Consider the following 12,891-nt stretch of genomic DNA (forward strand, 5'->3'; position numbering starts at 1 on the left):
ACATGGCCCGCCCGCGCATATTCGTCAGCCACAGTTCCCGCGCGTGCGCCGACGCGTCCTGCGGCTGCTCCGGGTACCTGGAGGCCGCGCTGCGGCTGGTGGAGGAGGCAGGCTGCACGCCCGTCTCCGACCGGGACGTGCTGGCGGCGGGCGACGCCTGGCACGGGGTGCTGATGCGGGAACTCGGCAGCTGCCAGGGCGCCGTCGTCCTGATCTCGCCGCACGCGCTCGGCTCGCACTGGGTGCTGGAGGAGGCGATCGTCGCCGCCTACCTGTGGGAGGTGACGGACGGCGCGTTCCCCGTGCTGCCGGTCCCCCTGCCGGGGGTGCGCCGCCATCAGCTGCGCGGGTCGAAGCTGGAGAAGGTGGGCCTCGACCGGTTCGACATGCCCGACTGGGGCACCGAGGACGATCCGAAGGCCCCGCCGCACCGGCTGCGGGAGACGCTGGTGCGGCTGGCGCAGCGGCACGGGTCGCTGCCGTACCCGCGGGTGACGGAGCTGATCGCGGACCGTGTCGGCGTCCTGTCCCCCGTCGTGCTCACAGATGTCGCGGAGCTGCTCGGCGTGACGGTGCTGCCGCAGGCGCCCGCGCACATGGGCTACGTGGTGTCGGCGGGGCTGCTGAGCGAACGGCCGGTGGCCGCGCTGGGCGCGCACTGCGCGATGCGCAAGGCGCTCGGCCGGTTCCTGCACCTGCTGACGCAGGAGGAGCACCGGCAGGAAGTGGTCGACGTGGTGGTGCCGTTCGCGCGGGTGCCGGGTCTTGCGGCCGAGCAGCTGAACGGCCTGCGCGGCGCGGGGGGCGGGCGGACCGCGCTGCTGCGGGCCCGCTGGCCGGGCACGGCCGATATGTACGTGCGGCGGGCCAGCGAGCATCCGCGGCCGTGGCCGCTGCACAAGCCGGTGCCGCGGCCGGGCGGCGGGTTCGTCGACGGCCTGGTCGAGGAGATCCACGCCTTCCTGGTGCGGGAGCTGTGCTACGGCATGCCGTGCGGCGCGGAGGACCTGCGGCGCATCCTGGCCCGGCAGGAGGAGGAGTGCGGGCCGGTGACGATCGTGCTGAACGCGGAGCCGGACCAGGAGCTGGTCCGGCGCCTGACGGCCGCGTTCCCGCAACTGCTGTTCCTCTTCACCACCGGCGGGGCGCCGGACGGCAGGGCCGGGCCCTGGATGCTGCTGGCGAGCCTGCCGCCCGAGCAGGAGCTGGACATGGTGCTCACCCACCGGGACTTCACGCCGGTGCCGCCCGCCCCTTCGGCGGGGCACGGCCGGGAGCCGGGGCGCGGCGGCGGAGTAGCCTTCGGGACATGACAGGACAAACGAAACCCGCGGCGGGGTGGTACGCCGATCCGTACGGTGCGCCGAACCTGCTGCGCTGGTGGGACGGCAGCCGGTGGACCGAGCAGACGCACCGGGAGAGGACCGCCAGCGCATCCGCGCCGCAGCAACCGGCGGGTGGCGGCTCCCCGTTCACCGAGCCGGTGCTCGTGGTGAGCCAGAAGACCAAGATCATCGAGCTGACGAACGAGTACGCGGTCTTCGACCAGAACGGGCAGACGATAGGCGCGGTGGTGCAGGTCGGCCAGAGCACGCTGAAGAAGGCGGCGCGGTTCCTGTCCAGCCTGGACCAGTTCATGACCCACCGGCTGGAGATCAGGGACGCGCAGGGGCAGCCGCATCTGGTGCTGACGCGGCCGGCGAAGTTTGTGAAGTCGCGGGTGATCGTGACGCGCACGGACGGCCGTGAGGTCGGCGAGATCGTGCAGCAGAACGCGATCGGCAAGATCAACTTTGCGATCATGTCGGAGGGGCGGCAGGTCGGCGCCGTCCGGGCCGAGAACTGGCGCGCGTGGAATTTCGCCATCGTCGACCACACGGAGACGGAGGTGGCGCGGATCACCAAGACCTGGGAAGGGCTCGCCAAAACGATGTTCACCACGGCGGACAACTATGTGGTGCAGATCCACCGGCAGTTGGCGGAGCCGCTGCTGAGCCTGGTGGTGGCGACCGCCCTGACGGTGGACACCGCGCTCAAGCAGGATTCCCGAGGGCTCGGCTGACCCAGCTCCCCACGGCTTGTATGATCTTCGACCGCACCTATGTCCGACCGCAGGCGGGAAAAGATCTATGGCCACCGCAGTCGGCCGAGCCGTCCGGGCGCGCGTCGCCGTCGCCGCGCTTTTCTTCACCAACGGCTTCGTCTTCGCCAACGTGGTCCCGCGCTATCCGGAGATCAAGGCGGACCTCGGACTGTCCAACACCGCCCTGGGCACCGCGATCGCGGCGATGCCGCTCGGCGCCCTCGTGGTGGGGCTGCTCGCCAGCCCGCTGATCAAACGGTTCGGCTCCGCCTGGACGGCCGTGATCTCGCTGGCCCTGATGGGCGTCAACATCGTCTTCGTCGGCACCGCCCCCGGTTTCGCGCTGCTGTGCGCCGCGCTGTTCATCGCGGGCAGCCTGGACGGCATCACGGATGTGGCGATGAACGCGCACGGCCTGCGCGTCCAGCGGCTCTACGGCCGGTCGATCCTGAACGCGTTCCACGGCCTGTGGAGCGTCGGCGCGGTGCTCGGCGCCATCGCGGGCGCCGGAGCGGCACAGGCCGGTCTCCCGCTGGCCGGGCACCTGACGGCGGTGGGCGCCCTGACGGTGGCCGCCGCCTTCGTCTCCTCCCGCTGCCTGCTGCCGGGCGCGGAGGACGCCGAACGGGAACAGGACACGGCGGACCCGGCGGGCCGGCGGCCGGGGCTCGGCCTGCCCGTGGTCGGCCTGCTGGCCGTCCTGGGCCTGCTCGCCGCGGCGGCGGCCGTCATCGAGGACTCGGGCGCCTCGTGGGGCTCGGTCTACCTGCGCAACGAGCTGATGGCCAACGCCTTCGTCGGCGGTCTCGCCTTCGCCTCGCTCCAGGGCATGCAGACGATCGGCAGGCTTCTCGGCGACCGCGTCGTGCAGCGGCTGGGCGAACGCAGCACCGCCCGGCTCGGCGCGGTGCTCGTCCTCGTCGGCATGGGCGCCGCGCTGCTGTGGCCCTCGGTGCCGAGCACCATCGCGGGCTTCGGGCTGGCCGGGCTCGGCATCGCCACCCTGATCCCCGCCGCGTACCACGCCGCGGACGAGATTCCCGGTCTCTGGCCGGGCGCGGGCATCACCGTGACGGCGTTCCTGCTGCGGATCGGCTTCCTGCTCTCGCCGCCCCTGGTCGGGCTGGTCGCCGACGCGGAGTCGATCCGGCTGGGCCTGGTGATCGTGCCGCTGGCCGCCCTCGTCGTCCTCCTCACGTCCCGCATCCTCGACGCCCGCGCCCGCGGCACCGAGATCGGCACGGGTACCGGCACTGGTGCCGGCACCGCGGACTGAACCGCCCGGCGGTGGCCCGGGCCGGCGGGCCGGCCCGGGCCACCCTGGGCGTCAGTCCTCGCGCCGCTCGATCGCGGCGGGGCGCAGCTGCGCCGCCCGCACCCGCGCCACGTCCAGCTTCGTGGTGCGGTCGAAGCGGTAGATGCCGTTCTGCTCCTGGAACACGTCCGTCAGCTGCGTGTAGCAGTAGCCGAACATGTTCTCATCGTCCAGCAGCACGCGGGTCAGACCGGCGAAGCGGACCTGGAACTCCTCCTCGTCGCGCGGCCGGTCGCCGTACCCCCACGACTCCTGGCGGTCGTCGCCGCGCGCCTCGGCCGCCGTCTCCGGGTGCCACCAGATGCCGCCGAACTCGCTGACGAAGTACGGCTGTCCGCGGTAGGGCACCGACCAGGCGCGGCCGTCGGCATAGGCGTTGACGTACGGCTCGTCGCGGTCGAGCCCGGAGACCTGCTTGGCGAAGGCGGCCGGGTCCTGCTCGTAGGTGTGCGAGTCGTACACGTCGGTCTCGGCGACCCGGTGGGAGTATCCGGACGCGTCGACCACCGGGCGCGTGGTGTCCATCGCCTTGGTCGCCAGATACATGGCGCGGGTCACCGAGTCGAGCTGGGTGATCCGGTCATGCAGCTTCTGGTACGTCTCGTTCAGCGGGCACCAGCCGACGATCGAGGGGTGCGAGTAGTCGCGTTCGACGGCCTCGAGCCACTGGCCGACGTAGGAGGCGTCCGGCTGCTGATTGTCGCCCGAGGTGCCACCGACCTCGCAGCCCCAGTCCCCGAACTCGCCCCACACCAGGTAGCCGAGCCGGTCGGCGTGGTACAGGAAACGCTCCTCGAAGACCTTCTGGTGCAGCCTGGCCCCGTTGAACCCGGCCGCCATCGCCAGCTCGATGTCCCGGACCAGCGCCTCGTCGCTCGGCGCGGTCATCAGCCCGTCGGGGTACCAGCCCTGATCGAGGACGAGCCGCTGGAAGACCGCCTTGCCGTTGAGCGTGATCGCCTTGCCGCGGATTCCGACCGCCCGCAGTCCGGCGTAGCTGTCGGCCGCGTCGACCACGTCACCCGCCGCGTCGAGGAGTTCGAGACGCACGTCGTACAGGTGCGGGTCCTCGGGGCTCCAGGTGCGGCGGCGGTCCTCCGGGACCGGCAGGTACAGCCGGGGCGCCAGGTCGAGGTCGGCCCGCGCCTCGGCGCGCGCCACCTCGCCCCCGGCGTCGCTCAGGACCGCCCGCACCCGGTACCCGGGGCGGTTGCCCGAAAGCGGCAGCTCCAGGTGGAAGGCGGAGCCCGCCAGGTCCGGAGTGACGCGGGGGCGCCGCAGGTGCACCTCGGGCACCGCCTCCAGCCACACCGTCTGCCAGATGCCGGTGGTGCGGGTGTAGTTGCAGGCGTGGTTGGCGTACCTGACCGCCTGCTTGCCGCGGGCCTGCGGCCCGGACCTGGGGTCGCGGGCCCGGACGGTGACCGTGAACTCCCGGCCGGGCACGGCCACACCGCCGAGGTCGGCGGTGAAGGGGGTGAAGCCGCCGCGGTGACGCGCCACCTCGGTGCCGTCGACCCACACGGTGGTGTCGTAGTCGACGGCCTGGAAGTGCAGCAGTATCCGCTTGCCCGCCCAGGCCGCGGGTGCGAGGAGGGTGCGCCGGTACCAGACGGCTTCCAGGAAGTCGGTCTCGCCGATGCCGGACAGCTCGGACTCCGGACAGAAGGGAACGGTGATCTCGCCCTTGAGGTCACGATCGAGCAGGCCGCGTTCGATACCGCTGTCACCGCGGTCGAACTCGAACTGCCAGGTGCCGTTGAGGTTCAGCCAGTCGCCGCGGACGAACTGCGGCCTGGGGTACTCGGGCCGCGGTACGGCGGAGGGGGAGGACACAAGAACTCCTGTGGGAGGGAACGGTCGGTACGGGGTTCCGTACCGTGCGGGCGGCGGCGCGCCGCGGTCAGGAACCGCCGAGGCCCGTGGTGGCCACGGACTTCACGATGCGCCGCTGGAAGAAGAGGAAGACGATGATCAGCGGTGCCGCGGCCAGCACGGCGGCGGCCATCGACTGGGCGTAGGCGACGCCGTAGGCGTCCTCGACCGTGGCCAGGCCGACCGGCAGCGTCATCAGGTCGGGATCGCTGGTGATGATGAACGGCCACATGAAGTTGTTCCACGCCCCGATGAAGACGAACACCGAGACGGCGGAGACGATCGGCCGCGACAGCGGCAGGACGATCGACCAGAAGACCCGGAGATCGGAGGCGCCGTCGATGCGGGCGGCCTCCTCCAGCTCGCGCGGTATCGCATCGAAGAAACGCTTGAGGATGAACACCATCATCGGCGCCACCACCTGCGGCAGGATGATCGCCCAGTAGGTGTCCACCAGGTTGAACGCGAGCATCTCCTGGAACAGGGGCACCATCAGCAGCTGCGGCGGCACCATGATCGAGGCGACCGTGACGGCCAGCAGCGCCCGCCGCCCGCGGAACGTACCGCGCGAGAAGCCGTAGGCGGCCAGGGTGGACAGCACGATCGTGATCAGCGTGACCAGGCCCGCGGTCAGAATGCTGTTGAACGCCCAGATCGGCAGCGTGCCCCGGTCGAAGACCTGGCGGTACGCGTCCAGGGTCAGGGCGCCCTTGATCGGGTTGAACCCCGGCGAGGAGATGTCCCGTTCGCTCTGGAAGGAGGTGATCAGAGTCCAGACGAAGGGCAGCACCCACAGCAGCGCGAAGATCCCGAGGGCTCCGCCCGCCAGCACGCGGGGCAGCCGGCCGTGACCGAGCAGCAGCGGCGCGCCCGCCGCCTCCTGCGGGCGTCGGCGCCGGAGCCCGGCCGGGGGCAGGGAACGGGGACGCGTGGTCGTTGGGGCGGACACGGTCAGCCCTCCTTGCGCGGCATGAACCGCAGCTGGGCGATCGAGACGATGACGATGATCGCGAAGAACAGGTAGGAGATGGCCGAGGCGTAGCCCAGCCGGTAGCCGGTGAAGCCGACGTCGTAGATGTACTCGAGGATCGGCCGGGTCGAGCCGTTCGGACCCCCCTTGGTCATGATGTAGATCTGGTCGAAGACCTTCAGCGACGCCAGGACCTGCAGCATCACCACGAGCACCGTGGTACGGCTCAGCTGCGGGAGCGTGATCGAGAACAGCCGCCGCCAGGCGCCGGCGCCGTCCAGGGCGGCGGCCTCGTAGAGGGTGTCGGGCACGGACTGGAGAGCGGCGAGGTAGAGCAGGAAGTTGAAGCCGATCGTCCACCAGACGGTCAGCGCGGCCATCGACCACATGGCGAACGCCTCGTCCGAAAGCCAGCCGACCGGGGCGATGCCGACCTTGTCGAGCGCCTGGTTGAACATGCCGAGATCCGGCTGGTAGAGCCACTGCCAGATCATGGTGACGACGCTCACCGGCAGCAGATAGGGCGCGAAGAACGCCAGCCGCCACACCCACTGGCCGGCCAGCCCGGTGTGCACCAGCAGCGCCATGCACAGCGCCAGGAGCACCAGCGGCACCACCGATATGACGGTGAAGAAGACGGTGTTGCCCAGCGAACTCCAGACGTCCGGGTCGCCGAACGCCTCGGCGTAGTTGTCGAAGCCGACGAACTCGGTGCCCCTCAGGGACAGCGACTGGTCGGTGAAGCTCATCCAGATGCCCTGGACGATCGGCCAGACCATGAAGAGGGCGAAGACCACCGTGAACGGGAGGACGAAGAACAGGCCGGTGCGACGACGCCGGGCGGGTGCGGCGGGCACGGTGCTCCCGCCGGCCTCCTCGGTCACGGGGACTTTCGAAGCTGTGGTGCTCACGTTGCGGCTCCTAGTCCTCGTCACACGACCGGGTTGGGCTGGTCGAGAAGCGTGGCGCTCTCGTCGATCATCTGCTGCGCCGCCGATGCGGCCGAGGTGTCGCCGAGCAACGCACTCTGTATGACCGACGACATGCGGATCTGGAAATTGGACCCCGAGCCGGTGAACCAGGTGGGCGGGTCGAGGACCGCGATCTCGCCCGCCTCGGCATAGGAGGACTGCGGGTCGAGCTCGGCGTACTCCGGGTCGTCGACCACCGGCTGATAGGCCGGTATGTGCCCGGCGCTGGCCCAGGCGAGGCTGCGCTTGAGCATCTCCGCCACGTAGCGGTGGGCCTGGCGGCGCCGTTCGGGGTCGGGGTTCTCCTGCCGGGGCAGCACGTAACTGTGCGAATCGGCGTTCACGGCGGGCTTCCCGAAAACGTTGGGGAACGGCGCGGCGCCCAGGGGCCGTCCCGATTCACGCAGTCCCGGCATCTCCCACTCCCCCACCATGATCGAGGCGCCGCGCCCGTCGGTGAACGCGGCCACCGCCCCGTCGTAGTCGAGGTTGTTGGGGTTGGTGCTGCCGTCGAACAGGCTTTGCATGAACGAGACGACCTCCGTCGCCGCGTCGATGTCCACCTCGGGCTCGCCGCCGTCGGGCAGCGAGAACGTGTTGCCGGTCTGGGCGTAGAGCCCGTTGAACAACCGCCAGTTCTGCGCCGGGTCGGTCACGTGGCCGAACAGCACGCCTATGCCGCCCTGGGCCTCGGCGAACGCGGCGCTCGCCGCCAGCATCGCCTCGGGGGAGCCCATCTCGACCAGGGCGCCGTCGGAGTCGAGCAGGCCCGCGCGTTCCGCGATGTCGAGGTCGTAGAAGTAGACGAAGGGGTGGGTGTCCAGCGGAATCGCGTACACCTCACCGTCCCACTGGGCCCGCTGCCAGATCGCCGGCGCGAAGTCGCCTTCGCGCACGCCGAATTCGGCCAGCAGCTCCAAGTCGAAGGGTTCGAGGAGGCCGCCGGGCGCGTAGCCCGCCAGCCGCGACAGGTGCAGCACGGCCACCTCGGGGGCCCGCCCGCCGGCCGCCGCCATGGCCAGCTTGGTGTAGTACGCGGAGCCCCACTCCAGGATGGTTCGGTCGATCTCGAAGGCGTCGGGTCCCCGCGTGACCTCGGCGATCATCTCCTCCATCAGCACCCCGTCGGCGCCGGAGAAAAGATCCCAGACGCGCAGGGAGTTCGCCCCGCCGGACGCCGCGGGCGAGGCGCAGGCGGACAACAGCCCCGGTGCCAGGGCGGCGCCCGCTCCCGCGAGCCCGAAACGCAGGAAGCCCCGCCGTCCCATCCGTGGATGGCCGCCATGCCCTGAATGGTCAAAACTCATGTCGCACCTTTCCAACCCCGACGCCGCGGGTTTCCGGCCATTTTTTACATCGATGTACACCCGCTGTAAAGACTTTGAGGCGTATGTCTTTCTGTGGTAAGAGCGCAACGCTCACCGAGCTGCCCGCGAGCGGCAGCGTGATCGTCGACGCCGGGACGACCACCGCGCGGCTGGCCGCCGTCCTCCCCGTTGAGTGCCCGCTCACCGTCGTCACCCACGCCCTGCCGGTCGCCGCCCGGCTCGCCGACCACCCGGGGATCGCTTCGCCGGGAAGCCGACCGTCGACGTCGGTGTGAAGGCAGGCATCAACCGGCCCGCCGAGCTGATCGCGCAGGTCAGGTACATGGCCGAACGCGGGGAAGCGAGCCCGGCCGCGGGGACCGCGGAGCCGGAGGCGGCGGGTGCCCCGGGCGAGGGCTTCGGCGCCCGGCTCCGCCGCTACCTGATGAGCGGCGTCAGCTACATGGTGCCGTTCGTGGCGGCCGGCGGTCTGCTCATCGCGCTGTCCTTCGCGATCGGCGGCCACGAAATAGCGAACGCGCCGTCCGTCGCCGAGCACTTCGTGTGGACCGAGGGCGACAGCTGGGCCGCGCTGTTCAACCAGATCGGCGGCGCCGCGTTCGGCTTCCTGGTGCCCGTGCTGGCCGGTTACATCCCCTTCGCCGCGGCCGACCCGCTGGCCCGCGTGCGGACCCGTCTCTGCGACGCGGACCGACCCGGGACGGGCGGGCCTGCGGGACGGTCCGGGGGCGGCGCCGCGGGTGCGCGGATGGCCCGTCGGCGGACGTCACCCGGCGCGGCTCGCCGAACGCCACACGCCCACTCGGCCACCCAGCCACCCGGGCCTGTCGCTGCCGGCCGATGAAGTCCCCGTCGTGGCCGGGTCAGTCGTCACCTGCGGTGGTGCAGCGCAGGATGCGGAACCCGCTCTGTGAGGCGTACCGCTCGGTGGGCCATCCCTGTTCGCCGAGCCAGCGCTGGAGCGAGTCGGCGCCCAGGTGCTTCTGCACCACGAGGTAGGCCTCGCCGCCCGGCACGAGCCGATCCAGCCAGTGTCGCAACATGGCGTGGAGCTGCGGCTTTCCGATACGGATGGCCGGGTTGGAGACGATGAAGTCGAAGCGCACATCGTCGGGCACTTCTTCCGGGCGGGCGCAGCGCACCCCTGACATGCCGAGCCGCTCGGTGTTCCGGCGGCAGAGCTCCAACGCGCGGTCGTTGACGTCGACGGCCCACAGCGTCGACTCGGGTGAGGCTCCCGCGAGGGCGACGGTGAGCGGACCGTAGCCGCACCCGATGTCGAGGAACGTGCCTCGCGCGGGCGGCTGCGGCAGCGCGCGGAGCAGGACCGAGGTACCGGGGTCGACGCGTGAGGCGGAGAAGACGCCGGGCGCGGTGAGGAGTTCGACCTCATTCACGGGCCCGAACGGCAGGCGCAGCGGCACGCGCGACATTTCGGCGCCGATGCCCCGGTCGTCGGGAGTTGTGAAGTAATGGGACATGCGCCGATCATGGCATGTGAATGAGCCGACGCCGCGTTTGCGATCCCAGGCATTAGAGTACGCTGGTCATGCGAATGCAACAGCAGCACACCGCACATTCCCCGGCTTCCCTGACCCGGTGGTCGATTGGCGGCCCGGCGGATGCCGCCGCTTCGGCCGGCGAGGGTGTCGTGGCCCTGACCGCCGACGGTCTGTCCGACGAGGCGAGGCGCGGCGGTGCCGTCGTTCTCGGGCTTCACGAGGCCATGGTCCGTGACGATCTACCCCGCGCGCCGCTCGTGGACGTGCATGTGCCGAGCTACCGCGGCAAGGCGTTCGTCACCCTGCTGAGTTGGCTGGTTTCGCGGCACCTGGCCACCGAGGGCGGCACGGCTGCCTGGTTTCTGGCGAAACAGCAAGGCGCCGGCTCCCTGCCGGCATTGCTGACAGCTCTCGGCTGGCGGGACGTCAGCCGTGCCCGTACGGGGCGGCTGTACCGGATCGCGGGTCGTCCGCCCGTTGAGGTCACCCCGCCCCAGCCACGCACTTTCGCCGCGCAGATGGACGGCCACGTATTGACGTTCGCCGCCGACTACGGTGTCTTCTCACCAGGTCATATCGACGAGGGCACGGCTCATCTCTTCGACGTGGCACTGCGGCAGCCGCACGTATCCACCATCGCCGATGTCGGTGTCGGCTACGGTCCGCTCGCCCTGGGTCTGGTGCGCGCCGGAGTGGCCGATCGGGCCGTGGCCACCGATGTGGACAGCGTGGCACTGTGGTTGGCCGGCCGTAACGCCGAGGCCAATGACGTGCCGCTCGATGTGGTCTGCAGCACGGATCCGCTGGAGATCGAGGACACTCCGCTGACGGTGTGCAACGTGCCCACGCACATCGACGTGACCAGGACCACCGCTCTCATGCGCGGGCTGGCGCGTCGCACGTCCGGAGGGCACCGTCTGCTCGCCGTCGTCCACGCCAGCCTTGAGGAGCGGTATGTGCGGCACCTGGCCGACGTGGGCCTGACGGCCCGGCGCCATCCCGGGAAGAGCCACGTGGTGCTGGAGGCCGACGGCTGATCGGCCAGGACGCGTCGCCCTCTGTCCGCTCCAGCCCTCCGTGCACCGCATCGGCGGAAACGCAACTCTCGGAATCCTCTTTCGAGCGGCACCCCATTCGAGTCGATTCGGGTCGACGGTATCTCCGGTGGATCTCCCACGCCCCTGCGGTGCAGGTGTGATCTGCTCACGGAACAGGGTATGTAGCGCCTCATGATGCTCGAACAAGCGTCACCCCGAGGAACGGCTGTTGTCGGCGGCGGAATGGCGGGGCTCGCGGTTGCCCGCGCCATGTGCGAGGAGGGGGCGGAGCCGCCACTGGTCCTGGAGGCGGGACCGGACATCGGCACACGGCATTACCGGTCCCGCTACGACGGAGTCCGCGCCGACGAAATGTGGCTTCATCCCGTCACCGATCCTCATTTCTGGCGGCCTTACGTATCCGCCAACGACAATTGGACGGACATCGCCGGGCTGCGCCGCTGCGTGGGCGGCCGCTCGCTGTACTGGCACGGTGTGGTGCTGCCACTTGAGGAAGCGGTGCTGAACGACACCGCGGCGTGGCCCCGGGAGATCGCCGAGGACCTGACGCGCTCCTGGCGCGGTGGCCCCTCCCTGTACGACCGTGAGAGACGACGGCTTGAGGAGTGGACCGGACGTTCGCTCAAGCTGGAACCGACCGAGCACACCGATCTCGGTCTGGACGGACTGACGCTCTCCTCGCTGCCCAGGGCCGTGCGACCGGACGGGGACGACGGCCGCTGGGAGGCCTACTCACCGCTGCACGACGGCGCACCCGAGGTCGACGCCGATGCCGAGGTCCTGGGCGTGCTGGTGACGGACGGCAGTGTCCGCGGCGTCCGCGTCCGGCGCCCGGACGGCGCCGTCGAGGACCTGCGCGCCGACCGCGTCGTGCTCTGCGCCAGCACCTTCGAGAACTCCCGGCTCGCGCTCCAGGCGTTGCACGACGCCGGTGCGCACGATGTGCCCGTGTTGACCGGCTTGGTCGACAAGGTGGCCCAGGGAGTGGTGGTGCCCGTCGCGCTGGACCGGCTGCCCGGTCCGTGGCGGCGGCTGGCGTCCAGCGGCGAGAACCTGCTGGCTCCCTGCCCGCCGGGTCCTGGCGGCGCGGTGGGCAATCTCTTCCTGCACACGTCGACGACGCCCGAGGGGTTGGCACTCCTCGAGTTCTACGTGCTGGGAGAGCAGCACCGGGGCGAGAACGGCAGGATCGTCTGCGATCCGGCCGGGCAGTGGCCATGGCCGGTCGTCGTCGACGGCCGCCATGACGCCGTCGACCACCAGATCATCGAGACGCAGCGGCACCTGCTGACCACCGTGTGGGAGACGGTACGCGGCCGCCTGGGACTGGAACCGGCCACTCTCCACTTCACCGATCCGCTCGGCGGCGATCCGCTCGCCACCACCTTCAAGCGGACCTCCAGCATCACCTCGCCCAGGCCACCGCACACCTACGCTTTCCGGCTGGGGAGCGAGCTGCACGAGGCGGGCACCCTGCCCTACGGGCCGATGCTCAGCACCGACGGCGAGCTCCATGGTGTCCGCGGGCTGTACGTCAGCGGACCGGCCACCTTCCCCAGGACCGGCGCAGCCAATCCGGCCCTGACGATTCTCGCTCTGGCCAGACGCCTCGGGGCCCATCTGGCGAAGCATCCCTGACCGTTGCCGCGGCCCGCCCCGGGGCCGCGCCTGGCGCTCCGCTCCGTGTACCGTGACGATCGTCCGGCGTCCGAAGGATGTCCCCGGGAACCGCCGGCCGGACGGTTTCTCGCCGAAAGCGCCCTGGATGAGGACCGAACCTGCTCATCGA

10 protein-coding genes and 2 pseudogenes are annotated in these 12,891 nt (G+C 70.7%); 7 read left to right on the forward strand and 5 right to left on the reverse strand.

Annotated features, from left to right (window positions below; all coding sequences use genetic code 11):
• The first annotated feature begins 2 nt into the window (after positions 1-2).
• From STBA_RS05715 to STBA_RS05725, 3 genes are all read left to right on the forward strand, one after another.
• Positions 3-1,313, forward strand: coding sequence for a toll/interleukin-1 receptor domain-containing protein (locus STBA_RS05715; protein WP_077058200.1), 1,311 nt, complete (start codon positions 3-5; stop codon positions 1,311-1,313).
• Positions 1,310-2,062 carry a phospholipid scramblase-related protein gene (locus STBA_RS05720; protein WP_077058201.1) on the forward strand — a complete coding sequence of 251 codons (753 nt, stop codon included), beginning with the start codon at positions 1,310-1,312 and terminating at the stop codon, positions 2,060-2,062. Before STBA_RS05715 ends, STBA_RS05720 begins: the two co-directional genes overlap by 4 nt.
• Positions 2,063-2,129: 67 nt before the next feature.
• Positions 2,130-3,359: an MFS transporter gene (locus STBA_RS05725; protein ID WP_077058202.1), complete on the forward strand. Its 1,230-nt coding sequence runs from the start codon at positions 2,130-2,132 to the stop codon at positions 3,357-3,359.
• 51 nt (positions 3,360-3,410) lie between these two features.
• On the opposite strand, the gene STBA_RS05730 is transcribed toward STBA_RS05725, so the two are convergent.
• The 4 genes from STBA_RS05730 to STBA_RS05745 all read right to left on the reverse strand — a co-directional run bounded on the left by STBA_RS05730 (position 3,411) and on the right by STBA_RS05745 (position 8,482).
• On the reverse strand, positions 3,411-5,234 hold the full coding sequence (locus tag STBA_RS05730) for a sugar-binding domain-containing protein (protein WP_077058203.1): 1,824 nt from the start codon (positions 5,232-5,234) through the stop codon (positions 3,411-3,413).
• A 67-nt stretch (positions 5,235-5,301) separates the two neighbouring features.
• Positions 5,302-6,189, reverse strand: a complete 888-nt coding sequence (locus STBA_RS05735) for a carbohydrate ABC transporter permease (protein ID WP_077063122.1) — start codon at positions 6,187-6,189, stop codon at positions 5,302-5,304.
• A 35-nt stretch (positions 6,190-6,224) separates the two neighbouring features.
• Complete coding sequence (locus tag STBA_RS05740; protein ID WP_253195209.1) at positions 6,225-7,100, reverse strand: sugar ABC transporter permease; 876 nt, start codon at positions 7,098-7,100, stop codon at positions 6,225-6,227.
• 74 nt (positions 7,101-7,174) lie between these two features.
• Positions 7,175-8,482, reverse strand: a complete 1,308-nt coding sequence (locus STBA_RS05745; protein WP_253194553.1) for an extracellular solute-binding protein — start codon at positions 8,480-8,482, stop codon at positions 7,175-7,177.
• A 143-nt stretch (positions 8,483-8,625) separates the two neighbouring features.
• Here STBA_RS05745 and STBA_RS05750 point away from each other — a divergent pair.
• Positions 8,626-8,781 (forward strand): annotated as a pseudogene (locus STBA_RS05750) (D-beta-D-heptose 1-phosphate adenosyltransferase); the annotation flags it as partial.
• A pseudogene (locus tag STBA_RS37620) lies at positions 8,778-9,194 on the forward strand (PTS transporter subunit EIIC); the annotation flags it as partial. The pseudogenes STBA_RS05750 and STBA_RS37620, both read left to right, overlap by 4 nt.
• A 211-nt stretch (positions 9,195-9,405) precedes the next feature.
• Here STBA_RS37620 and STBA_RS05760 read toward each other — a convergent pair.
• Positions 9,406-10,023: a methyltransferase gene (locus tag STBA_RS05760; RefSeq protein WP_077058206.1), complete on the reverse strand. Its 618-nt coding sequence runs from the start codon at positions 10,021-10,023 to the stop codon at positions 9,406-9,408.
• A 74-nt stretch (positions 10,024-10,097) separates the two neighbouring features.
• Here STBA_RS05760 and STBA_RS05765 point away from each other — a divergent pair, with 74 nt between their 5' ends.
• Both STBA_RS05765 and STBA_RS05770 read left to right on the forward strand, forming a co-directional pair.
• A complete protein-coding gene (locus STBA_RS05765) occupies positions 10,098-11,081 on the forward strand; it encodes a methyltransferase (protein ID WP_171987651.1) in 984 nt (327 codons plus the stop codon).
• A gap of 192 nt (positions 11,082-11,273) precedes the next feature.
• Complete coding sequence (locus STBA_RS05770; RefSeq protein WP_079251739.1) at positions 11,274-12,740, forward strand: GMC oxidoreductase; 1,467 nt, start codon at positions 11,274-11,276, stop codon at positions 12,738-12,740.
• Positions 12,741-12,891 lie beyond the last annotated feature (151 nt).

Source organism: Streptomyces sp. MP131-18 (assembly GCF_001984575.1).
Classification (GTDB): Bacteria; Actinomycetota; Actinomycetes; order Streptomycetales; family Streptomycetaceae; genus Streptomyces; species Streptomyces johnsoniae.